The following is a 23246-nucleotide window of genomic DNA, read 5'->3' on the forward strand; positions in this document are numbered from 1 at the left end:
TTCTCGCATCGCCTGAAAAAACAAAACCCCACGCTCCGAAAAACGTGGGGTTCGTCAGCAGTCTGAGGCCGGTTCTCTGTGAACCGGCCTTTTGCGTTTACCGCCGCACCGCCTCAGCGAAAGCCAAGCTTGCGACGCGCCGCCAGCAACGCCGCGAGACTCACCAGCGCGGCAAAAATCAGGTAGTAGCTGGGCGCGGCCTTCGAACCCGTCACGCTGATCAGCCACGCGATGATGAACGGCCCGAAGCCGCCGAAGATCGTCACGGCGATGTTATACGCGAGCGACACGCCAGTCGTGCGCGTCTGTACCGGAAAGATCTCCGAGAGCAAACCCGGCAGCGCGCCGAAGTAGCCCGTCATCAGAAAGCCGAACACGATCTGCAACGCGATCAGCGTGCCGAAATCCGGATGCGCGACCAGATACACGAAGGCCGGATAGATCAGGATCAGCAGCAGCAGCGCCGATATCAGCATGATGGTGGTGCGTCCGTGCCGGTCCGACAGATGCCCGATCACCGGCGAGCACACCATCTGGATCACGCCGGTCAGCGCAATCGCCGCGAACGCGACCGACGGCGCGAGGCCCAACTGCTTCACGCCATAGGTCGGCATGAACAGCACCAGGTACGTCGACACGGTGCCGAGCACCACTACGCCGATGGCGATCAGCAGGCGCAGCTTCTGGCTCGCGAAGGTATCGCGCAACGGCGTCGTGGTGGTTTGCGCCGCGAGGAATTCGGGTGTCTCGTCGAGCTTCGTGCGAATGTACCAGGCGACCGGCCCGATCAGGAGTCCGAAGAAGAACGGCACGCGCCAGCCCCACGACGCCATCTGTTGCGGCGCGAGTTCGCCGGTGAGGAGCACGCCGAAGCCGGCGGCCAGCAGCGTGGTGAGGCCCTGGCTCGCGATCTGCCAGCTCGCGAAAAAACCGCGCCGCCCTGGCACGTGTTCCGCGAGAAAAGCCGTCGCGCTGCCGAACTCGCCGCCCGCCGAAAAGCCCTGCATCAGACGGGCGATCACGAGAATCAGCGGCGCGGCGAGGCCGATGCTCTGATAGGTCGGCGAGATCGCGATGATCAGCGTGCCGCTCATCATCAGCAGGATCGACAGCGTGAGCGCGGCCTTGCGCCCGGCGCGATCCGCGTAGGCGCCGATCACGATCGCGCCGAGCGGACGCATGAAGAACGACACGCCGAAGGTGCCGAGCGTGAGCAGCAGCGAGACCGTGTCGTTACCCGCCGGAAAAAACAGCTTGGCGATGGTCACCGCGAAAAAGCCATACACGACCAGATCGAACCATTCCAGCGCATTGCCGATCGAGGCGGCGATCACCGCGCGCCACGAACTCTGCCGGCTCCCCGCGATGCTTGCTGCTGTGGTTGCATTCATGCAGATCTCCAGTTCGCGCGCAATGTTATTGATAAGGGCTGGCTGCGCCCGAACTCGCCGGCCCGGACGCGCGCATCGCCGGTACGGTGCCAGCGCTCTATTTAACTGAAAAAATAATCCGACGCGAGCGGCAGATGGAAAGCGGCGCCGCATCGAGGGTTCGGCGTATCAGGCAGCCTGCGTACCGAGCGGCCAGAAAAAACCGCTGCGTCGCGAGGCGAACGAAGCGGTTTTTGGGTTGCGTCGCAAGGGCGATGCGCGATTCGATGCCGGTATCCCGGCGCGCGTCGAGCGCTTATTGCTTGATGCCTTCGGACTGGATATGCAGCTTCGTCACCATGCTGAAGCCGTACTTGGCGCCGAAATCCATGCCGAAATCGGCGCGGTTGAACTGCGCGCCCGCTTCGACACCGCACACTTCGCGCTTGAGCACCGGGTGCTGCATGCACTTGAACGACTCGACCTTCAGATTCAGCGGCTTGGTGACGCCGCGAATCGTCAGGTTGCCGACCACTTCGACCGGCTTGTCGCCGTCGAACTTCATATCGGTGCCTTTATAGCTCACCGCGGGAAACTTCGCGACGTCGAAGAACTCATCCGATCTCAGATGATCGTCGAGCTTGGGGTTGCCGGTCTGGATCGAAGCCGGATCGACGGTCACGTCCACCGTGCCGGTCTTCGCCGCGCGATCGAGCGTCACCGTGCCCGAGCTCTTCGTGAACTTGCCGCGCCACACCGACAGACCACCGAAGTGATCCGCCTCGAAGCTCGGGAAAGTGTGGGCCGGGTCGAGCTGATAGGTGTCGGCGGCGGCCAGCGCGCCGAGCGAGAAAGCAGAAGCCAGTGCACCGACGGCGATCAACATGGATGTTTTCAATTCATGCTCCAGGTTCAGGTGAATAGGAAGAAGCCGCGCTTGACCCCCGCGGCAAACGTCACACACGTCACAAACATCACACACGTCACACACGTCACACACGTCACGAACATCGGCCGCGTTCCGCGTTACTGATGAGCGGCGGCAACGATATGAAACTTGATCACCACTTCATCGGCGACCAACGACGTATCTTTCCACTCGCCAGTGCCGATGTCGAATTGCGAGCGCTTGACCGGCAATGAGCCGTCGAAGGTTTGCGTCGCGCCCTGCTGGCTCACCGTAACCGGCACCACCACCGTTTGCGATTTACCCTTGATGGTCAGCTTGCCGGTCGCCTTGAACTGATTGGCGCCTGCCGGCGCGATCGCGCCCGATACGAAGGTGGCGCTCGGATAGGTCTTCGCGTCGAACCACTCCTTGCCGCGCACCTGGTCGTTGTAGCTTTCGTCGCCGAGATCGTAGCTGGCCATGTCGATGCTGATCTGCGCGCTGCCGTCAGCCGGTTTGGCCGGATCGAACTTGACCTGCGCGGTGAATTTGCCGAACTTGCCTTCCACCGGCACGTTCATCTGCTTCGAGGTGGCCGTCACGGAACTCTTCGCCACGTCGACCTGCGCAAGCGCGCTGCCGGCCGCGCTCAACGAGGTCGCCGCGAACGCGGCGAGCATGTAGCGATAAAACGAAACCTTCATGGGTGTCCTTATTTGAGGAAGGGGATCATGCGCGACAGCAGGCCGTCACGATCCAGCCATTGATGCTTGACCGCGCCCGCGACGTGCAGCGCGACCAGTACGAGCAATGTGTAATTCAGCACGATGTGGACGCTCTTCAACAATTCCTTCAGGTGCGGGTCGGGTGCGATCAGACGCGGCAGCGGGATCAACCCGAGATACACCACCGGCACGTTGGCCGCCGAACTGTACAGATAGCCGGACAGCGGAATCGCGATCATCAGCACATACAGCAACACGTGCACGAGATGGGCGACGCCGCGCTGCCAGGCCGGCATGCGGCGCGGCATCGGCGGAACAGTGTGAGTCGCGCGCCACACGATACGCACGACCGCGAGCGCGAAGACCGTCACGCCGATCCATTTATGCCACGAGAAGTAACGCAGTTTGGTCGGCGTGAAGCCCGGGATATCGGTCATCACCCAGCCGAGCGCGAAGCCGCACACGATCAGCAACGCGATCAGCCAGTGAAAGGCGATGGCCGTGCCTGAGTACGACTCCCGGCCACCGAAAGAAGGATTGAGTGCCATCACAGATCAACGCCAGCTAAGAGAAGTTAACGGCGCAGCGTCCGACGCTATTCCCGCCATCGATGCGAAAGGCATTGATACGTAGGGCGAGAGCTGGTTCGCTGCGGTACACGTCACGGCCGCCATGCTACCCCATGCGCAAAAAGCTGACATATCGGGTTTCAACAGATCGGGGCCCAATTTTGCGCCAATGCGGACCGCCGTTGAACAATCAGCGACCGAGACTGTCAGAGCAATGCAAAACCGTGTAAGGCTTCCGAATGCGAACCGCGGCCAGGCGGTGGTTCGCGCCCCCCATGCGATGGTCAGCGCGGCCCCAATGCCGCGTTTGGTACTATTGCTCCTCTCGCCCAGCCAGACCTGCGATGACAACTGGCGTTGCACGCTGCCCTTCACGTCGTTAGCCCTTCTGCCGTATGGACCATGACAACCTGATCGCGTGCCACGAATGCGACGCGCTATTCCGCAAGCCACGGCTTGTCGGGCGCACCGCCGCGCGCTGTCCGCGCTGTGGCGCGACGCTCTATCGCGGCGTCTCGCGGCAGCTGGACAGCATCTGCGCGATGACGCTGGCCGCGCTGATCACCTTTCTGATTGCCCAGGCCTTTCCGATCGTCGAGCTCGAGACCAACGGCATCACCTCGCAGACCACGCTGTTCGGCGCGCTCGTTGCGTTGTGGGGCGAAGACATGCAGATCGTCGCGGTGATGGTGTTCTGCTCGACCATTCTCTTTCCGTTGACCGAACTGGTCGCGTTGCTCTATGTGCTGTTGCCGCTGCGCTCCGGCTACATGCCGGCCGCGTTCAACCGCGTGCTGCGCGCGATCCAGTTCGTACGCCCGTGGGGCATGATCGAAGTGTTCATGCTCGGCGTGCTGGTCACGCTCGTGAAGATGGTCAGTCTTGCGCGCGTGATCCCCGAAGCCGCGCTGTTCGCGTTCGGTGTGCTGACGCTGATGTTCGCGGTGGTCGTCACGTTCGATCCGCAGGTGCTGTGGGATCTCGCCGACGAACTCGGCGAACGCGATCAGCGGCCGCTGCCGCGCACCTCGGCGGATAGCGCGGCGGCCGCCATCGGCTCGCAGGCCGGACCGCCCGCGCCGCCAGGCGATGTGCCCCCGGACACGCCGCCGACGTCGCACCGGGGATGACCGCACGATGAAATACGTCACCGCGAAACGCGCGGGTCTCGTGTCGTGTCACGCGTGCGGACGCGTCGAGCCGCGCATCCGCTCGGTCACGCCGCAGCACTGCGGACGCTGCGGCGCGCGTCTGCACTCGCGCCACCCCGATAGCCTGATGCGCACCTGGGCGCTGCTGATCGCGGCGGCGCTGCTGTATATTCCCGCGAATCTGCTGCCCGTGATGCACACGTCGTCGCTGCTCGGTTCCGAAGACGACACCATCATGAGCGGCGTCGTCTACTTCTGGACCTCGGGCGACTGGCCGCTCGCGATGATCGTGTTCGTCGCCAGCATCATGGTGCCGATGCTCAAGCTGAGCGTGCTCGCGCTGCTCGCCGTCACGGCCCAGCGCCGCTCGCGCTGGCGGCCGGATCAGCGCACCACGCTGTACCGGATGGTCGAACGGATCGGGCGCTGGTCGATGCTCGATGTGTTCGTCATCACGCTCACCGTCGCGCTGGTGCGCTTCAAATCGCTCGCCGTGATCACGGCCGGGCCGGGCGCGATCGCGTTCGGCTCGGTGGTGATCCTCACCATGATGGCATCCATGCAATTCGATCCACGGCTCATCTGGGACCACGTGGAAAGCCGTAGCCAAAAACCTCAGGATCTTGACCATGACTAGCCCGCAAGGACCGACGCCCGCCTCCAACGATGCGCCGCGCAACGATTCGAACGGACCCAGCCTGCCGCCCCAACTCCCCGATCCCGACATCGAGCCGCGCAGCCGCTGGCTGCCGTCGCTCGTCTGGGTGATTCCGCTGATCGCCGCGCTGATCGGCGTCTTCCTCGTGATCAAGTCGGTGACCGAGAAAGGCCCAACCATCACGATCAGCTTCATCAGCGCCGAAGGCCTCGAGCCAGGCAAGACCAAGGTCAAGTACAAGGACGTCGACGTCGGCGCGGTGAAGACCATCACGCTGTCACAAGATCTGTCGCATGTGCTGGTGCAGGTGCAGTTGACCAAGGAAGGCCAGAAGTTCGCCGTCAAGGATTCACGCTTCTGGGTGGTGCGGCCACGGGTCGGCGCGAGCGGCGTATCGGGTCTCACCACGCTGCTCTCGGGCGCGTACATCGGCGCGGACGCCGGTCGCTCCACGGAGAGCGAGGACACTTTCGTCGGCCTCGAAACGCCGCCGCCGATCACCGGCGATCAGAAGGGCCATCAGTTCATCCTGCACGGCGACTCGCTCGGCTCGATCGACATCGGCTCGCCGATCTTCTACCGGCGCGTGCAGGTGGGTCAGGTGGTCCGCTTCTCGCTCGACAAGGACGGCACCGGCGTGACCATGCAGGTGTTCGTGTCCGCGCCGTTCGATCAGTACGTCGGCACCAACTCGCGCTGGTGGCATGCGAGCGGCGTCGACTTGCGGCTCGATTCGAGCGGCTTCAAGCTGAACACGCAATCGCTCGCGACGGTGATCGTCGGCGGCCTGTCGTTCCAGTCGCCACCGGGTCAGGGCGTGGGCACGCAGGCGCCGAACAACATGGTGTTTCGCCTCGGCTCCGATGAAGTGGACGCGATGCGCGAACCGGACGGCGTGCCGCTGCGCGTGGTGATGAACTTCAATCAGTCGCTGCGCGGGCTGTCGATCGGCGCGCCGGTCGATTTCCGCGGCATCGTGCTGGGCCAGGTGACCAACATCGGCGTCGACTACGACCCGAAGACGCGCAGCTTCACGATGCCGGTGACGATGAACGTGTACCCGGACCGCCTCGGCAAGCGCTTCCGCGAGACCGCGCCACAGCCAGGCAGTCTCGCGGGTCAGAGCATGCTGCAACAACTCGTGAAGCATGGACTGCGCGGCCAGTTGCGCACCGGCAATCTGATCACGAGCCAGTTGTACGTGGCGCTGGATATCTTCCCGAAAGCGCCGCCGGCCACCGTCGACGTCATGAGCGATCCGCTCGAACTGCCGACGATCCCGAACTCGCTCGACGAGTTGCAGATTCAGGTCGCCGACATCGCGAAGAAGCTCGACAAGGTGCCGTTCGACCAGATCGGCAACAACCTGAGCAGCGCGCTGAAGAACGCCGATCAACTCTTCACGCGGCTCGACAAGGAAGTCGTGCCGCAGGCCCGCGATACGCTCGCGGCGGCGAAGCAGACCTTCGGCTCGGCCGAGGCGACGTTGCAGCAGGACTCGCCGATGCAGTCCGATGTTCATCAGGCGTTGCAGGAACTGACGCGCACGCTGCAGTCGTTGAATGCGCTGTCGGATTATCTGGAGCGTCACCCCGAATCGCTGTTGCGCGGTAAATCAGGAGATAAACCATGATGTTTGCCCGGCTCCCCCGCTCGCCGCGCGGGCTTGTGCGTGGCGCCCTATCCGCCGGCGCGCTGGCCGCGGCGGTGGCCATGGCGGCGTGCTCATCGCCGCCGAGCCGCTTTTACACGCTGGGCGCCGATGGCGCGGCCGGCGCCGCGGCGCCGCTCAGCACGAGTACGTCGGCGGCCCCCGCGTGGCTGATCGAGGTCGCGCCAATCGACGTGCCGCCGCAGGTGGCGAAGAATCAGCTGGTCGTGCAGACCGGGCCGACCCAGGTGCAGGTGCTCGAACAGGAACGTTGGGCGTCGCTGCCCGGTGACGAGATCCGCCGCGCGTTGTCGACGCATCTGACTCAGCAGCTCGGCACCATCGACGTTTATGGCACCGCGCATGCGGATACGACACCGGTCTATCGCGTCAGCATGAACGTGCAGCGATTCGAATCGTGGCCGGGCTCGCATGCGTTGATCGACGCGGTGTGGAGCGTGCGGGCCGTGCGCAGCAACACTGTGATGACGTGCCGCAGCGTGGTGAGCGAGCCGGTCAGCGGCGGTTATGACGCGCTGGTCGACGGGCACCGGCGCGCATTGGCGCAGATCTCCGCACAGATCGGCTCCGCCGTGCAGGGCATGGCTGCCGCGGTTGCGCGCGGGACCACCAGCGGCTCTTCCGGCAAGGCATTCGCGGTGGTCGCGCCGGCGTGTCCGTCTGCGGGCGCGACCCCAGGGACTGGCGCCTGAACGGCCTCGCGGGCGCCCACACTGCACGCATCCGCAGGCCAATCCATGTTCGACTCGATCAAACGGCTCATCAGGAAGTGGCGCGTGTCGCGCGACGGCGGCCATCAGCTCGACGCGCTGCTGGCGATCGCCGACCGCAACGCGCCCTATCCTGAGCGCAGCGTCTGGCTGATCGAACTCGGCCTTCGCCACCGAACATCAGCCACTGAGCGAAGTCGTTGAACTGCTCGCTCTTGTTGTACAGCACGAGATCCTTGATGTTGCGCATGCGCGGCATCAGATTGATGCCCACCACGTACAACAGACCGAAGACCGGACCGCTATGCGCCTGCGTATCGCGTTACCCCATCGATAATAAAAGTTAGCGATAGAGCTGCGTGAGAATTCGTCGGCATGCTGATCGCCGGATCGAGTCACATGTGGTCCTGTCGAGTAGAATCGATACAACCGTTGCATCGTTGCCTTCCGGTATCTTCAACACATCAAGGTGGTAGCCGAATGGTACAAGCCGCAGAACCGTATGTCCTTGTCGATACACGACATGGGACAATGCTCGCGAACCAATGTGACACATATATCGGTCAAGCATTAATTGAATACGGCGAGTACTGTGAGCTTGAAACGCAGTTCCTGGAGCAATGGATTAACCGTCCAGGTACAATCGTTGAAGTCGGTGCCAACATCGGTAGCCAAACTGTGGCGCTGGCAAAAGCCGCGAAAGCAGTGGGTGCTGACGTCGTCGCGTTCGAACCTCAGCCATTTGTGTTCCAGAACCTGTGCGCGAATCTCGCGTTAAATGCAGTGGACAATGTGACGGCATGGCCTTTCGCTTGTGCGACGCAGGCTGGTACGGTCTGGTTCGGGCGTCCAGATTACCGGCAGCCAGGCAACTTTGGTGGTGTGTCAGTTCAAACGGAAACGATGGCGGGAGGCATTCAAATGCCGTGCGTCCGACTGGACGACATGACTCGTGGGCGGAATGTCTACCTCATGAAAGTGGATGTCGAAGGGAGCGAATTGCAGGTGCTGCAGGGTGCCCAAGAGACGCTCGCAATCAACCGGCCGGTGTTGTATGTCGAGAATGATCGGATCGCCCAATCTCCCTCGCTCATCGAATACTTGTGGGGGCAAGACTACCGTCTATGGTGGCACATCAGCCCGCTCTTCAATCCCCAAAATTTCCGGGCTAAGGCGGACAATCGCTACCCGAGGCTGTCTGCTTTCAACATGGTGGGATTGCCGCAAGAGTCAGATCTGACGCCCCAAGGCTGCGAAGAAATCGTGGACGCAACAGCTCATCCATTGGCGAAGCGTTAAGGCCCGCAGCCCGGCTTCCACGACAGCGGCAACTACAACTATATCGATAACGACAGCGAAACGGCCGACGCCACCGACGTGCGCGTCGCGATGGACAAGCAACCGTTCTACCGGCTCACACGCGCGATGCTCGCGGTCGAAGCCGCGCATCAGACCTCCGTGGCCGGCGGCCCGCAAGACCCGCTGCTGCGCGAAGGAAGGGTGGCTGGTGGGCATCAACTACGCCGCCAGCTTCCTGTTGATGCACTTTCTGCACTTCTCGCTCGCCACCAGGCAGCCGGCGATGACCGCGCCGACCCACGCACCGACCCGCGCACTAGCTCACGCACCAACCCACGCACTAGACCGCGCACCAGCCGACGCACCGGCGGGACCAGCCGTCATGCCATCGCCGCCGTCTGCACGTAAGGCGCCCCACCTCGACCGCGTACAATAGCGCCTTATTCAACGCCTTCCGGCAACTCAATGTCCTTTGATTTCTTCCTCCCTTGCCCACGCGGCCTTGAAGCCTCGCTCGCCGCCGAACTCGCCGAAATTGCCGCCAAACATCTGAACGGCGCACCGTTTACGGCCGGCGCACAGGTGCCGGGCGGCGTGCATTTCCGCGGAGGCTGGGCCGCCGGCATGGCCGCCAACCTGCATTCGCGCCTCGCGAGCCGCGTGCTGCTGAAGATCGCGCATCGGCCGTATCGCAGCGAGCAGGACATTTACGCACTCGCGGTCGAACAGCGATGGGAACAGTGGTTCTCGGCGAACGAAACGCTGCGGGTCGACGTAACCGCGATCAAATCGCCGCTGCGCAGCCTCGAATTCACGACGCTGCGTGTCAAGGACGCGATCTGCGACCGTCTGCGCGAAGTCAGCGGCGCGCGGCCGAGCATCGACACCGGCATGCCCGATGTCCGCGTGTTCGCGTTTCTGACCGCCACCGATTGCACGCTGTACCTCGACACATCCGGCGACCCGTTGTTCAAACGCGGCTGGCGCCTCGACAAGGGCGCGGCGCCGCTACGCGAGAATCTGGCTGCGGGCATTCTGCGTCTGACCGGCTGGAGCCCCGGCACGCCGATGTATGACCCGATGTGCGGCAGCGGCACGTTCCTCGCGGAAGCTGCCCAGGTGGCGCTGAACATCGCGCCCGGCGCGGAACGCCGCTTCGGCTTCGAAAAGCTCAGGCAATACGACGCCAAAACGTGGCAGACGCTGAAGGCGGCCGCGCTCGACGCGAAGCACGCCGCGCGCAGCTCGCGCGCCGATCTGCAAATCTTCGGCAGCGATATTTCCGGCGACATGCTGGACAAGGCGCGTGCGAACTTTCAACGCGCCGGCTTGCCGGCGATAGCGCTCAAGCAGGTCGACGCACGCGGCATCACGCCGCCGACGTCCACGGCGGGCATCCTCGTCGCGAATCCGCCGTATGGCGAGCGCATCGAAGTGCGTGGGCGCAATGCACGCGGCGAGATCCGCGAAGGCCGCGGCAATCGCGACAACCGCGAAGACGAAGGGTTTCGCCGCGCTCAGGAGGAAACGCCGGACAGCGAATTTTTCCACTCGCTCGGCGATGCGCTGAAACAGCGCTTCACCGGCTGGCGTGCGTTCATCCTGACCTCGGATCGCAAGCTGCCGGGGCAGTTGCGTTTGCGTGAGTCGGCCAAGACGCCGCTCTTTAACGGCGCGCTCGAATGCCGGCTGTTCCGCTTCGATCTGATCGCGGGCAGCGTGCGTCAGCGGCCGCAAGGCGATACGCCGGCGGCCTGACGCGAAGGCGCGCAGCGCGCTTGATGCGCTTGATGCGCTTGATGCGCTTGATGCGCTTGATGCGCTTGATGCGCTTAATGCGCTTAATGCGCACGATGGCACGACAATGAAAGCCGCGGATCTCGTTCCGCGGCTTTTTTTCGTCACGCGCGAGGTCAACTCACTGGCTGTGCGAGGTCAACTCACCAACTCCTCTCTCCGGCGCGGCGCACCCATCGCCCACCCCACCCTACTGACACCACGCTGTCAGCAGCACCCCCGCACACTCCTTCTCACGCCATCCGGCGCATTGCACGGCTTACCGCCATTCAAAGGAGAGTGTCATGTCCGCATCGTCCAAAGTTGTTGCATGGTTCGAGATTCCGTCCGTCGATTTCGATCGCGCAGTCCGCTTTTACGAAGCCGCGCTCGACGTCAAACTGAATCGCCAGGAAATCGGCGGCCAGCCGATCGCGGTGTTTGGTTACGAAGAACCGGCGACCGGTGGCGCGATCGTCCATAGCCCGTCGATGACGCCGACCGGCGACGGCGTGCTCGTCTATCTGAACGCGCAACCGACCGTCGACGCCACCCTCGCCCGCGTCGAGCAAGCCGGCGGCAAAACCGATGGCCCGGTGATCAAACTGCCGCAGGACATCGGCTACATCGCGTTCTTCATCGATACCGAAGGCAACCGCCTCGGCCTGCATTCGCGCACCAACGGCTGAAGCGCGGCGCGGCGCAGAGGGCGCAGAGGGAGCACCAGCGCACGCCGCAGCGAACCACGAGCGGAGCGCGGCATGCGGCGCTATCATCGCGGGACGGTTCCCGTCCTTTTCTACAAGACGCCCACGATGACGCGCCGCGCCGACCGCCTGTTCCAGATCGCCGAGCTGCTGCGCGGACGGCGTCTGACCACCGCCCAACAGCTCGCCGACTGGCTGAACATCTCGCTGCGCACGGTCTATCGCGACGTGCGCGATCTGCAATTGTCGGGGGTGCCGATCGAAGGCGAGGCCGGCATCGGCTACCGGCTGAGCCGGGCGGCGAGTCTGCCGCCACTGACCTTCACCGCCGACGAACTGGCCGCGCTCGCCGCCGGCGCGCGGATGCTCGAATCGTGGGGCGGCGCGGACTTCGCGAGCGGGGCGCGCGGCGCGCTCGCCAAGATCGCATCGGCGATGCCCGCCGGCAAACGCGCCAGGCTCGAACAGCTGGCGATCTTCGCGCCGTCGTTTCACATCAAGGGGAATTTCTCGGCACAACTCGATGCGCTGCATCGCGCGATCGACGCACGCCAGGTGGTGCATTTCGCCTACACCGATGCCAACGGCGCGGCCACCGAGCGCCGTGTCTGGCCGCTCGCGCTAGCCTACTGGGGCGCGCGCTGGACGCTCGGCGCGTGGTGTGAATTGCGCGGTGACTTCCGCAATTTCGGGCTGGAGAAGATCCGCGATCTTCAGGTGCTCGAACACTATCCGGATCAGGAAGGCCGACGGCTCGCGGACCTGTTGCGGCATGTGAACGCGAAGCCGAGGTAGGAATCGCGGCCCCCGTCATGGCTGACCGCGAGTCCTCGCGTCGTGGGCCTACTCCACCGCCTTCACCATATCCTCGATCACCTTCTTCGCGTCGCCGAACACCATCATCGTCTTGTCCATGTAGAACAGGTCGTTGTCGAGGCCCGCATACCCCGCCGCCATCGACCGCTTGTTGACGATCACCGTGCGCGCCTTGTACGCCTCGATGATCGGCATGCCCGCGATCGGCGACTTCGGATCGTTCTTCGCGGCCGGATTCACCACGTCGTTCGCGCCGAGCACCAGCACCACGTCGATCTGGCCAAATTCGCCATTGATGTCGTCCATTTCGAACACCATGTCGTACGGCACTTCGGCTTCGGCGAGCAGCACGTTCATGTGGCCCGGCATGCGTCCCGCCACCGGGTGAATCGCGTACTTCACCTCGATGCCCTTCTCGACCAGCTTGTCGGTCAGCTCCTTGAGCGCATGCTGTGCGCGCGCCACCGCCAACCCGTACCCCGGCACGATCACCACGGTTTCGGCGTTGCCGAGCATGAACGACGCGTCGTCGGCCGAGCCGGATTTCACCGGACGCTGCTCGGCCGCGCCACCTGCCACCGCCGCGCCGGCTTCGCTGCCGAAGCCGCCGAGAATCACGTTGAAGAACGAGCGGTTCATCGCGCGGCACATGATGTACGAGAGGATCGCGCCGGACGAACCCACCAGCGAGCCCGCGATGATCAGCATCGGATTGTTCAGCGAGAACCCGATGCCCGCCGCCGCCCAGCCCGAGTACGAGTTCAGCATCGACACCACCACCGGCATGTCCGCGCCACCGATCGGGATGATGATCAGCACGCCGAGCACGAACGCGATGATCGTCATGAGGATGAACGGCAGCCACGACTGCGTGAGGAAGAAGATCACGCCGAAGCCGAGCATCGCGAGCGCCAGCATCAGGTTGATCAGGTGCTGGCCGCTGTACACCACGGGCGCGCCCTGGAAGAGGCGGAACTTGTACTTGCCTGACAGCTTGCCGAACGCGATCACCGAACCGGAGAACGTGATCGCGCCGACGAACGTGCCGATGAACAGCTCGATGCGATTGCCGTAGGGCAGGAAGCCCGGCACCGGATACTCGGGATCGACGAGGCCGAAGGCGGCCGGCTCGGACACCACCCCATACGCGATGCACACGGCTGCGAGACCGATCAGCGAGTGCATCGCCGCGACCAGTTCGGGCATCTTGGTCATCTCGACGCGCGCCGCGACGAACGCGCCGACCGCGCCGCCGATCACCAGCGCGAACAGCAGCAGGCCGAGCCCGAGACCGAGATTCGAGCCGAGCTCAGCGGCCTGTCTGGCGATCAGCGCGACGGTCGTGAGGATCGCGATCGCCATCCCGACCATGCCGAAGGTGTTGCCGGTGCGCGCTGTCTTCGGATTCGACAGCCCCTTGAGCGCCTGGATGAAGCAGACCGACGCGACCAGATACAGCAGCGTGACGACGTTCAGACTCATTACGCGTTCTCCCTGGTCGTGGATTGTGTCTTGTCAGCGGGAAGCTTCTTCGGCTCTTTCTTGCGGAACATCTCGAGCATGCGTCTCGTGACGAGAAAGCCGCCGAACACGTTGACCGCCGCGAGGGCGACCGCGAGCGTGCCGAAGAATTTGCCGGGACTGCCGAGTGTGAGTCCGGTCGCGAGCATCGCGCCGACGATCACGATCGCCGAGATCGCATTGGTCACCGCCATCAGTGGCGTGTGTAACGCGGGGGTGACGTTCCAGACCACGTGGTAGCCGACGTAGATTGCCAGCACGAAGATGATCAGATTGATCACGGTGTGATTGAGGACTTCCATCGCCGTTTCTCCTGGGTGAGTTCGCTTTATGCCTTGCGCGCGACCTGCCCATCACGGGCCAACAACGTGGCCGCGACGATGTCGTCCGCGAGATCGATATTCAACGCACCTTCCTTCGTGACGATCAGCTTCACGAAGTCGAGCAGGTTGCGCGCATACAGCGACGATGCGTCGGCGGGCACCATCGAGGCCAGGTTCGTATAGCCGACGATCTGCACCCCGTTCCTGACCACCACCTGATCCGCTTCGGTGAGCGGACAGTTGCCGCCGCGCCGGCCTTCATACTCCGCGCCGCGCCCGGCCGCGAGATCGACCAGCACCGAGCCCGGCTTCATCGCCTGCACGGTGTCCACCGAGATCAGCGTCGGCGCGGCGCGGCCCGGAATCAGCGCGGTGGAGATCACCACGTCCGCCTGTCTGGCCCGCTCGTGGACCAGCGTCGCCTGGCGCGCGAGCCACGACGGCGGCATCGGCCGCGCATAGCCGCCGACGCCCTGCGCGGCTTCGCGCTCTTCGTCGGTTTCGTAGGGCACGTCGAGGAATTTGGCGCCGAGCGATTCGATCTGCTCTTTCACCGCCGGGCGCACGTCCGACGCCTCGATCACCGCGCCCAGGCGCCGCGCCGTCGCGATCGCCTGCAGGCCGGCCACGCCCGCGCCGAGAATCAGCACCCGCGCCGCTTTCACGGTGCCGGCCGCGGTCATCAGCATCGGCATGAAGCGCGGATAGAGCGTCGCGGCCAGCAGCACCGCCTTGTAGCCGGCGATGTTCGCCTGCGACGACAGCACGTCGAGGCTCTGCGCGCGGGTGGTGCGCGGCGCGGCTTCGAGCGCGAACGCGGTGACACCGGCGGCGGCGAGCTTCTGCGAGTTGTCGGCGTTGAACGGATCGAGCATGCCGACCAGCGTCGCGCCGCGCTTCAGAAGCGGCAATTCGGCATCGGTGGGGGACTGGACCTTGAGGACGAGATCGGCGCCGAACGCGCTGGCCGCATCGACGAGTTCCGCGCCGGCGGCTGCAAAGGCTTCGTCAGTGAAGCTCGCGCCAACGCCGGCGCTGCTCTGGATGGTGACCCGGTGGCCCTGAGTCACGTACTTCTTGACCGTTTCGGGCGTCGCGGCGACGCGGGTTTCGTGCGCGCGCGTCTCGGCTGGCACTCCGATGTGCATCGTGGTTCCTCCTCGACTTCCTGTTTGACGACATTCGGCCGACGAGGCACGCCGGCTTGCATTTTGCAACGGCTAACGCCTCACTTTAACCGAAACCGCCGCCGCGTCGAAATCGGGGACAATGCGGGGACAATGCGGGGGCCTTCGTTTGGCTTTGGCGGCGGTGGGTTGTGGGGCGGTGGCCGCGGTGGCGCGCGGGCGCGGGCGGTCGCTGCCGGTCGTACGCTGCTTGCCCGCTGCTCATCGCCCGCTTCCCGGCAGCCCAAGCCCATAACCGGTAAAATGCGCAGCCATGAAACCGGAAACCTGGCTGCCGCACGTTACCGTCGCGGCAATCGTCGAGCGTGACGGGCGCTTCCTCGTGGTCGAGGAACATACCGCCGACGGCTTGCGCCTGAATCAGCCCGCCGGGCATCTGGAGGCCGGCGAAACGCTACAGCAGGCGGTGATCCGCGAAACGCTCGAGGAAACCGCCCATCCGTTCGCGCCCGAGGCGCTGGTCGGCATGTACATGACCCACTTCGAGCGGCCCGGCGGCGAAGACGTGAGCGGCGGCGTCACGTACCTGCGCTTCACCTATTGCGGCGCGAGCGGCACACCCGACCCGGCGCGCGCACTCGACCCCGACATCGTCCGCACGTTGTGGATGAGCGCCGACGAATTGCGCGCCTGTCGCGACCGGCATCGCACGCCGCTCGTCATGCAGTGCGTCGACGATTACCTCGCAGGCCGGCGTTTCCCGCTCGACTTCGTGCACACGCATTCGGTCGGGCACAAACGGTAGCCGTCACGAGCGGCGACCCCACGATCCATGCAGTCATGCAGCACCCAGTGAGCATCTTATGAGCAAGCAGAAAGTCGTAGTAGGCATGTCGGGCGGCGTCGATTCGTCGGTCACCGCGTGGCTGCTGAAGGAACAAGGCTACGACGTGGTCGGCCTGTTCATGAAAAACTGGGAGGACGACGACGACAGCGAATACTGCTCGACGCGGCAGGACTGGATCGACGTCGTGTCGGTGGCGGACCTGATCGGCATCGACGTCGAAGCGGTCAACTTCGCCGCGCAATACAAGGACCGCGTGTTCGCCGAATTCCTGCGCGAATATTCGGCCGGCCGCACGCCGAACCCCGACGTGCTGTGCAACGCCGAAATCAAGTTCAAGGCCTTTCTCGACCACGCGATGTCGCTCGGAGCGCAAACCATCGCAACCGGCCACTATGCGCGCGTGCGCGAGAACAACGGCCGTTTCGAACTGCTGAAGGCATTCGACCATACGAAAGACCAGTCGTACTTCCTGCACCGGCTGAACCAGGCGCAATTGTCGAAGACGCTGTTTCCGCTGGGTGAGATTCCGAAAACCAAAGTGCGCGAAATCGCCGAACAGATCGGACTGCCGAACGCGAAGAAGAAGGACTCGACCGGCATCTGCTTCATCGGCGAACGGCCGTTCCGCGACTTTCTGAACCGCTATCTGCCGACCCAGCCCGGCCCGATGAAAACCACCGAAGGCACCGTGGTCGGCCAGCACATCGGCCTCGCGTTCTACACGTTCGGTCAGCGCAAGGGCATCGGTCTCGGCGGCAGCAAAGACGGCAGCGGCGAACCGTGGTTCGTGGCCGGCAAGGATATCCCGTCGAACACGCTGTACGTCGCGCAGGGTCATGATCATCCGTGGCTGCTCAGCCATACGCTGAGCGCGGGCAATACGAGCTGGGTAGCGGGCGAGCCGCCGGCGGAGGGCTTCGCGTGCGGCGCGAAAACGCGCTACCGGCAGGCGGACGCCGCGTGCACATTCAGCGTGGCGGGCATCCGGGCGGCGCACAACCGTGCGGCAGGCAGCCATGCAAACGGCGACGAAGGTCTCTTCGAGCTGACTTTCGACACCACGCAATGGGCTGTCACACCCGGGCAATCGGCGGTGCTCTACGATGGCGACGTGTGTCTCGGCGGCGGCATCATCGAACGCGCGGTGACTGGCCAACCGGCTACGCGCGAGCCGCAAAAGGCGGCGCTGCTGAACGCGCGTTGAGCGATGCGCACCGGCGAGTCTCGCGGTTCGGCCACACTCGCCGTCACACTCGCCGCTGCACCTGTCGCCACACTAGCCGCCGCACTTGCCTGACCTTTGACCCTGAACAGTGCGCTGCACCGGCCGATTTCGATCTTCACGCCGCTCTCACGCGTCGACGCTGGCTCCACCATAACAGGCAACCGCCAGCTTTCTTTCGCGGTGGATTCCGTCCGCGCCGACGGCGTTGGCGATCCCGCCGCAACGAATTTCACTGCACCGGAGTCCCCATGTTTTCTCGACGTTATCTGGCCATGTACTGCGCAGTGGTACTGTTTGCCGCCTGCGCGGCACTCGCCGCCACGCATCACCTTGCATGGTTCTGGATCAGCGTGCCGCTCGCGCTCGTCGCGCTCGGCCTGTTCGACCTCACGCAGCAGCGCCATGCGATTCTGCGCAACTATCCGCTGTGGGGTCACTTGCGCTTCCTGTTCGAGTTCATCCGCCCGGAGATCCGCCAGTACTTCGTCGAAAACGATACCGACGAAAAGCCGTTCTCGCGTGCGCAACGCAGCATCGTCTATCAGCGCGCGAAGAACGACGTCGACAGCCGCCCGTATGGCACCGAGCTCGATGTCAAGGCGGTCGCGCACGAGTGGATCAGCCACTCGCTCGCGCCGACCACGCTCGCCAGTCACGACTTTCGCATCGTCGTCGGACCGGAGCGTGCGCAGCCCTATTCGATGTCGATCTTCAACGTCTCCGCGATGAGCTTCGGCTCGCTGTCGGCGAACGCGATCATGGCGCTGAACCTCGGCGCGAAGAAAGGCAACTTCGCGCACGACACCGGCGAAGGTTCGATGTCGAAGTATCACCGCGAGCACGGCGGCGACATCATCTGGGAAATCGCCTCGGGCTACTTCGGCTGCCGCAACGACGACGGCACTTTCAGCGCGGAGAAGTTCGCGAAGCAGGCGGCCGAGCCGCAAGTGAAGATGATCGAGGTGAAGCTCTCGCAAGGCGCCAAGCCGGGTCACGGCGGCGTGCTGCCGGCTGCCAAGATCACGCCGGAAATCGCGGAAACGCGCGGCGTGCCGATGGGCCGCGATTGCATCTCGCCGGCGACCCACTCCGAGTTCTCGACGCCGCGCGGGCTGCTCGAATTCGTCGACCGTCTGCGCACGCTGTCGGGCGGCAAGCCCACCGGGTTCAAGCTGTGCATCGGGCATCCGTGGGAATTCTTCGGCATTGCGAAGGCGATACTCGAAACGGGGATTGTGCCGGACTTCATCGTCGTGGACGGCGCCGAAGGCGGCACTGGCGCAGCGCCGCTGGAGTTCACCGATCACGTCGGCGTACCGTTGCAGGAAGGACTGCTGCTGGTCCACAACACGCTGGTCGGCATCGGCTTGCGGCAACGCATCCGCATCGGCGCGAGCGGCAAGATGATCACCGCGTTCGATATCGCCAAAACGCTGGCGATCGGTGCGGACTGGGTCAACGCGGCGCGCGGTTTTATGTTCGCGGTGGGCTGCATCCAGGCGCAGACCTGCCACACGGGACGCTGCCCGACCGGCGTCGCGACCCAGGACCCGGTGCGCCAGCGCGCGCTGGTGGTGCCCGACAAGGCCGACCGCGTGTTCAACTTTCATCACAACACGCTGCATGCGCTGAAGGAAATCATTCAGGCCGCGGGGCTCGCGCATCCGGCGCAACTGCGCGCGCATCACATCGTGCGGCGCGTATCGTCGCATGAGGTGCGGTTGATGTCGGAGCTGCTGAAGTATCTCGAACCGAACGATCTGCTCAACGGCAACTATCGCTACTCGTTGTTCGAGAAGTACTGGCCGGTCGCGCAGAGCGATTCGTTCTCGCCGAAGGTGGAACTGGCGGCGAGCTGACCGGCGGCATCTGACCGCCGGGCCGGTTCACGGACCGACCCACGGGCCGCTCATGCTCCCGCTCACGCGCTGACCGCTGGGCCGACTGACAATCTATCCACCACCAACGAAGGGCCGCCACCAGCGGCCCTTTGTCGTTCAGGCGCCCCATCCGCTCGCGTCCGACCCGCAAAACGGACACCCCCTTGCCTTTCCGTTAAAATCTCGGGTTTAGCACTTCGCTCCACGGCCGCCTCGCACGCTTCGGCGCTTACGGCACGGCCCCATGCCCGAAAGGCACTTCATGCTCACGTTTCAGCAAATCATCCTGACACTGCAGTCCTATTGGGACAAGCAGGGTTGCGCGTTGCTCCAGCCGATCGACATGGAAGTCGGCGCGGGCACGTCCCACGTCCACACGTTTCTGCGCGCGGTCGGCCCCGAGCCGTGGCGCGCCGCCTATGTGCAGCCGTCGCGCCGTCCGAAAGACGGCCGCTACGGCGAGAACCCGAACCGTCTGCAGCATTACTATCAGTATCAGGTGGTGCTCAAGCCGGCGCCGGAAAACATCCTCGACCTGTATCTCGGCTCGCTCGAAGCGCTCGGCTTCGACCTGAAGCAGAACGACGTGCGCTTCGTCGAAGACGACTGGGAAAACCCCACCCTCGGCGCCTGGGGTCTCGGCTGGGAAGTGTGGCTGAACGGCATGGAAGTGACCCAGTTCACCTACTTCCAGCAAGTGGGCGGTCTGGACTGCAAGCCGGTGCTCGGCGAAATCACGTACGGGCTCGAGCGCCTCGCAATGTATCTGCAGAAGGTCGAAAACGTCTACGACCTGGTGTGGACCGAGTGGGAAGAGCAAGGCCCGAACGGCCCTGAACTGCGGCGCCTCACGTACGGCGACGTGTATCACCAGAACGAAGTCGAGCAGTCCACGTATAACTTCGAGCAGGCGAACGTCGATCTGCTGTTCACGTTCTTCACCAGCTACGAGGCGGAAGCGAAGCGCATGATCGACGCGCAGCTCGCGCTGCCCGCGTACGAGCTGGTGCTCAAGGCGGGCCACACGTTCAACCTGCTCGACGCACGCGGCGCCATTTCGGTCACGGAACGCGCGGCGTACATCGGCCGGATTCGCGCGCTGTCGCGTCTGGTCGCGCAGGCTTACTACGATTCGCGCGAAAAGCTCGGCTTCCCGATGCTCGGCAATCCGGTGCACGGCGTACCCGGCCTCACCACCGACGCGCAAGATGCCGCGATGCCCGCGTGGGCGCCGCCGCTGAAAGTCGAACGCAAGATCGACCAGGACTGACGAGAACATCAACCAATGACTCATCCCCATCAAGCTACCCTGCTCGTCGAGCTGCTCACCGAAGAACTGCCGCCGAAAGCGCTCGCGCGTCTCGGTGACGCGTTCGCCGAAGGCATTGCGCAGCGCCTCGCGGCGCGCGACCTGATCGAAGGCGAACTGTCGTTCGAACGTTACGCGACGCCGCGCCGCTTCGCCGTGACCATCCGCAACGTGCGCGCGGTCGCGCCGGAAAAACACGTGCGCGAAAAAGTGCTGCCGGTTTCCGTCGCGCTGGACAAAGACGGCCAACCCACCGCGCCGCTCGCGAAGAAACTTGCCGCCCTCGGCTTCCCCGACTTTTCGGTCAGCGACCTGGAACGCGCGCCGGACGGCAAGGCCGAAGCATTTTTCCTGCGCTATGCGGCACCGGGCGCGACGCTGGCTGAAGGGCTGCAAAGCGCGCTCGACGAAACGCTCGTCAAGCTGCCGACCCCGAAGTTCATGACCTATCAGCGCCCGGACGGCACCAATGTGCAATTCGTGCGTCCGGTGCATCGCCTGACCGCGCTGCATGGCGACCAGATCGTGCCGGTCACTGCGTTCGGCATCGACGCCGACGACACCACGCTCGGCCACCGCTTCCTCTCCGAAGGCTTCGTGCAGATCCAGCATGCGGATGCGTACTCGGAGACGCTGCTGCACAAGGGCCGCGTGGTGGCGAACTTCGCCGACCGCAAGGAAACCATCCGCACGCATCTGCTTGCGCACGCCAACGGCGACCAGGTGGTGATGCCGGAAGCGCTGCTGGAGGAAGTGACTTCGCTGGTCGAATGGCCGGTGGTCTACGCGTGCCGTTTCGAGGACGAGTTCCTGCAGGTGCCGCAGGAATGCCTGATCCTCACGATGCAGACGAACCAGAAATACTTTGCGCTGACCGATGCGAACGGCAAGCTGCGCTCGCGCTTTCTGATCGTGTCGAACATCGAAACGACGACGCCGGGCGACATCGTCGAAGGCAACGAACGCGTGGTACGCCCGCGTCTGGCCGACGCGAAGTTCTTCTTCGAGCAGGACAAGAAAAAGCCCCTCGCGGAGCGCGTGCCGTTGCTCGCGAACGTCGTTTATCACAACAAGCTGGGTTCGGCGCTGCAACGTGTCGAGCGCGTCGAAGCGCTAGCCGGCGCGATCGCCGGAATGATCGGCGCGGATGTCGCGCTCGCCAGGCGTGGCGCGCGTCTCGCGAAGGCCGACCTGATCACCGACATGGTCGGCGAATTCCCCGAGCTGCAAGGCACGATGGGCACGTACTACGCGCGCCACGACGGCGAGCCCGAAGAGGTCGCGCTGGCGTGCTCGGAACACTATCAGCCGCGTTTCTCCGGCGATGCGTTGCCCAGCACCGCGACCGGCACGGTCGTCGCACTGGCCGACAAGCTCGAAACGCTGGTCGGGATCTGGGGCATCGGCCTGCAACCCACCGGCGAGAAAGACCCGTTCGCGCTGCGCCGTCATGCGCTCGGCGTGCTGCGGATTCTGATCGAAAAGCAACTGCCGGTCGACTTCGTCGAACTGTTGCGCACCGCTTATGCGCAATTCGCCGCGTTGCCGAACGTCGCCGATTCGACCCAGGCCATCTACGAATTCAGCATGGACCGCCTGCGCGGCCTGCTGCGCGAGCGCGGCTACGCGATCGGCGAAATCGACGCAGTACTGGCGCTGAACCCCACGCGTCTGGACGACATCGTCGCGCGCCTCGATGCGGTGCGCGAGTTCGCGACGCTGGTCGAAGCGGCATCGCTCGCGGCGGCCAACAAGCGCATCTCGAACATCCTGAAGAAGTCGGAAGGCGCGACGAACGGCGGCGTGCAACCCGCGCTGCTCACCGAAGCGGCGGAAAAGGCGCTCAATGCACAGCTCGAACAGGTGACGCCGCGCGTGCAATCGCAACTGGCCGCACGCGACTACACGGGTGCGCTGACCGCGCTCGCCGCATTGCGCGAAACGGTCGACACGTTCTTCAACGACGTGATGGTCAACGCCGAAGACCCGGCGTTGCGCGCCAACCGTCTGGCCTTGCTCGGCGCGCTGCATCAGCAGATGAACTGCGTCGCCGACATTTCCCGACTCGCCGCCTGAGCCCCGCGCCATGCCGATCAAAAAACTGGTGATCCTCGATCGTGACGGTGTGGTCAACGTCGACTCCGACGCGTTCATCAAGTCGCCCGACGAATGGGTCCCCCTGCCTGGTGCGCTCGAAGCGATCGCGCGTCTGAACCAGGCCGGCTATCGCGTGGCGATCGCGACCAACCAGTCGGGCATCGGTCGCGGTCTGTTCGACATGAACGCGCTCAATGCGATGCATCTGAAAATGCATCGGATGGCGGCGGCGGTCGGCGCGCGCATCGACGCGGTGTTCTTCTGCCCGCACACGACAGAGGATCACTGCGAATGCCGCAAGCCGAAGCCCGGCATGCTGAAGATGATCGCCGAGCGTTTCGAGGTCGATCCGGCGCACACTCCGGTCGTCGGCGATGCGATGCGCGATCTGCAAGCGGGCGCAGCACTCGGTCATCCGCTTCATCTGGTGCTGACCGGCAAAGGCCGCAAAACGCTCGCGGCCGGCGGCTTGCCCGAAGGCACGATCGTGCACGACGACCTGCGCGCGTTTGCGCTCGACTTCCTCGCCGACATCCAGGAGTGACGCGCGCCGCGCGTCCCCACCTCTTACTGAC

General features: G+C 64.3%; 22 protein-coding genes and 2 pseudogenes. 16 read left to right on the forward strand and 8 right to left on the reverse strand.

Annotated elements, in window-relative coordinates; genetic code table 11:
- Positions 1 to 113: 113 nt before the first annotated feature.
- From BN2475_RS02650 to BN2475_RS02665, 4 genes are all read right to left on the reverse strand, one after another.
- The gene (locus BN2475_RS02650; RefSeq protein ID WP_094778034.1) at positions 114 to 1391 is read right to left on the reverse strand and encodes an MFS transporter; all 1278 of its coding nucleotides are present in this window, start codon (positions 1389 to 1391) and stop codon (positions 114 to 116) included.
- 295 nt (positions 1392 to 1686) lie between these two features.
- The gene (locus BN2475_RS02655; protein WP_094778035.1) at positions 1687 to 2256 is read right to left on the reverse strand and encodes a YceI family protein; all 570 of its coding nucleotides are present in this window, start codon (positions 2254 to 2256) and stop codon (positions 1687 to 1689) included.
- A 140-nt stretch (positions 2257 to 2396) separates the two neighbouring features.
- The gene (locus BN2475_RS02660) at positions 2397 to 2963 is read right to left on the reverse strand and encodes a YceI family protein (RefSeq protein ID WP_094778036.1); all 567 of its coding nucleotides are present in this window, start codon (positions 2961 to 2963) and stop codon (positions 2397 to 2399) included.
- 8 nt (positions 2964 to 2971) lie between these two features.
- Positions 2972 to 3532 (reverse strand): cytochrome b, encoded by a 561-nt coding sequence (locus BN2475_RS02665; RefSeq protein WP_094778037.1) that lies wholly within the window; start codon positions 3530 to 3532, stop codon positions 2972 to 2974.
- 416 nt (positions 3533 to 3948) lie between these two features.
- On the opposite strand from BN2475_RS02665, the gene BN2475_RS02670 reads away from it, so the two are divergent.
- The 5 genes from BN2475_RS02670 to BN2475_RS34165 are packed head-to-tail and all read left to right on the forward strand — an operon-like array spanning position 3949 to position 7948.
- On the forward strand, positions 3949 to 4683 hold the full coding sequence (locus BN2475_RS02670; RefSeq protein WP_094778038.1) for a paraquat-inducible protein A: 735 nt from the start codon (positions 3949 to 3951) through the stop codon (positions 4681 to 4683).
- A 7-nt stretch (positions 4684 to 4690) separates the two neighbouring features.
- The gene (locus tag BN2475_RS02675; RefSeq protein WP_094778039.1) at positions 4691 to 5341 is read left to right on the forward strand and encodes a paraquat-inducible protein A; all 651 of its coding nucleotides are present in this window, start codon (positions 4691 to 4693) and stop codon (positions 5339 to 5341) included.
- Positions 5334 to 6995 carry a PqiB family protein gene (locus BN2475_RS02680; protein WP_094778040.1) on the forward strand — a complete coding sequence of 554 codons (1662 nt, stop codon included), beginning with the start codon at positions 5334 to 5336 and terminating at the stop codon, positions 6993 to 6995. The genes BN2475_RS02675 and BN2475_RS02680 overlap by 8 nt, the downstream gene beginning before the upstream one ends.
- Positions 6992 to 7726 (forward strand): PqiC family protein, encoded by a 735-nt coding sequence (locus BN2475_RS02685; protein ID WP_094778041.1) that lies wholly within the window; start codon positions 6992 to 6994, stop codon positions 7724 to 7726. Before BN2475_RS02680 ends, BN2475_RS02685 begins: the two co-directional genes overlap by 4 nt.
- Positions 7727 to 7771: 45 nt before the next feature.
- Positions 7772 to 7948: a hypothetical protein gene (locus tag BN2475_RS34165; RefSeq protein WP_159444519.1), complete on the forward strand. Its 177-nt coding sequence runs from the start codon at positions 7772 to 7774 to the stop codon at positions 7946 to 7948.
- A gap of 16 nt (positions 7949 to 7964) precedes the next feature.
- On the opposite strand, the pseudogene BN2475_RS36165 reads toward BN2475_RS34165, so the two are convergent.
- Positions 7965 to 8063: pseudogene (locus BN2475_RS36165) on the reverse strand (Tn3 family transposase); the annotation flags it as partial.
- A gap of 212 nt (positions 8064 to 8275) precedes the next feature.
- Between BN2475_RS36165 and BN2475_RS02695 the strand changes: the two are divergent.
- The 5 genes and pseudogenes from BN2475_RS02695 (at position 8276) to BN2475_RS02715 (ending at position 12321) form a co-directional block, all read left to right on the forward strand.
- Entirely contained in the window at positions 8276 to 9043 is a 768-nt protein-coding gene (locus BN2475_RS02695; protein WP_094778113.1) for an FkbM family methyltransferase, read from the forward strand.
- Between the two features lie 196 nt (positions 9044 to 9239).
- Positions 9240 to 9347 (forward strand): annotated as a pseudogene (locus BN2475_RS02700) (hypothetical protein); the annotation flags it as partial.
- 161 nt (positions 9348 to 9508) lie between these two features.
- The gene (locus BN2475_RS02705; protein ID WP_094778043.1) at positions 9509 to 10801 is read left to right on the forward strand and encodes a THUMP domain-containing class I SAM-dependent RNA methyltransferase; all 1293 of its coding nucleotides are present in this window, start codon (positions 9509 to 9511) and stop codon (positions 10799 to 10801) included.
- 323 nt (positions 10802 to 11124) lie between these two features.
- Positions 11125 to 11508 carry a VOC family protein gene (locus BN2475_RS02710; RefSeq protein ID WP_094778044.1) on the forward strand — a complete coding sequence of 128 codons (384 nt, stop codon included), beginning with the start codon at positions 11125 to 11127 and terminating at the stop codon, positions 11506 to 11508.
- A gap of 72 nt (positions 11509 to 11580) precedes the next feature.
- Entirely contained in the window at positions 11581 to 12321 is a 741-nt protein-coding gene (locus tag BN2475_RS02715; protein ID WP_094778045.1) for a helix-turn-helix transcriptional regulator, read from the forward strand.
- Between the two features lie 48 nt (positions 12322 to 12369).
- Here the strand turns inward: BN2475_RS02715 and BN2475_RS02720 are convergent, their stop codons facing one another.
- From BN2475_RS02720 to BN2475_RS02730, 3 genes are read right to left on the reverse strand one after another with little or no spacing between them, the layout of a single operon-like run.
- Positions 12370 to 13824, reverse strand: coding sequence for an NAD(P)(+) transhydrogenase (Re/Si-specific) subunit beta (locus BN2475_RS02720; RefSeq protein ID WP_094778046.1), 1455 nt, complete (start codon positions 13822 to 13824; stop codon positions 12370 to 12372).
- Entirely contained in the window at positions 13824 to 14165 is a 342-nt protein-coding gene (locus BN2475_RS02725) for an NAD(P) transhydrogenase subunit alpha part 2 (RefSeq protein ID WP_094778047.1), read from the reverse strand. Before BN2475_RS02725 ends, BN2475_RS02720 begins: the two co-directional genes overlap by 1 nt.
- 26 nt (positions 14166 to 14191) lie before the next feature.
- Positions 14192 to 15334, reverse strand: coding sequence for a Re/Si-specific NAD(P)(+) transhydrogenase subunit alpha (locus BN2475_RS02730; RefSeq protein WP_094778048.1), 1143 nt, complete (start codon positions 15332 to 15334; stop codon positions 14192 to 14194).
- Between the two features lie 292 nt (positions 15335 to 15626).
- Between BN2475_RS02730 and BN2475_RS02735 the strand changes: the two genes are divergently transcribed.
- From BN2475_RS02735 to gmhB, 6 genes are all read left to right on the forward strand, one after another.
- Entirely contained in the window at positions 15627 to 16118 is a 492-nt protein-coding gene (locus tag BN2475_RS02735; protein ID WP_094778049.1) for an NUDIX hydrolase, read from the forward strand.
- 58 nt (positions 16119 to 16176) lie between these two features.
- A complete protein-coding gene (gene mnmA / locus BN2475_RS02740) occupies positions 16177 to 17364 on the forward strand; it encodes a tRNA 2-thiouridine(34) synthase MnmA (RefSeq protein WP_094778050.1) in 1188 nt (395 codons plus the stop codon).
- A gap of 269 nt (positions 17365 to 17633) precedes the next feature.
- Positions 17634 to 19244 carry an FMN-binding glutamate synthase family protein gene (locus BN2475_RS02745; RefSeq protein WP_094778051.1) on the forward strand — a complete coding sequence of 537 codons (1611 nt, stop codon included), beginning with the start codon at positions 17634 to 17636 and terminating at the stop codon, positions 19242 to 19244.
- 283 nt (positions 19245 to 19527) lie between these two features.
- Positions 19528 to 20535 (forward strand): glycine--tRNA ligase subunit alpha, encoded by a 1008-nt coding sequence (gene glyQ, locus BN2475_RS02750; protein WP_094778114.1) that lies wholly within the window; start codon positions 19528 to 19530, stop codon positions 20533 to 20535.
- A 15-nt stretch (positions 20536 to 20550) separates the two neighbouring features.
- Positions 20551 to 22650, forward strand: a complete 2100-nt coding sequence (gene glyS / locus BN2475_RS02755) for a glycine--tRNA ligase subunit beta (RefSeq protein WP_094778052.1) — start codon at positions 20551 to 20553, stop codon at positions 22648 to 22650.
- Positions 22651 to 22660: 10 nt separating this feature from the next.
- Positions 22661 to 23215 carry a D-glycero-beta-D-manno-heptose 1,7-bisphosphate 7-phosphatase gene (gmhB, locus tag BN2475_RS02760; RefSeq protein WP_094778053.1) on the forward strand — a complete coding sequence of 185 codons (555 nt, stop codon included), beginning with the start codon at positions 22661 to 22663 and terminating at the stop codon, positions 23213 to 23215.
- The last annotated feature ends 31 nt before the right edge of the window (positions 23216 to 23246 follow it).

Origin of the sequence: Paraburkholderia ribeironis (assembly GCF_900019265.1) — a bacterium.
Taxonomy (GTDB): domain Bacteria; phylum Pseudomonadota; class Gammaproteobacteria; order Burkholderiales; family Burkholderiaceae; genus Paraburkholderia; species Paraburkholderia ribeironis.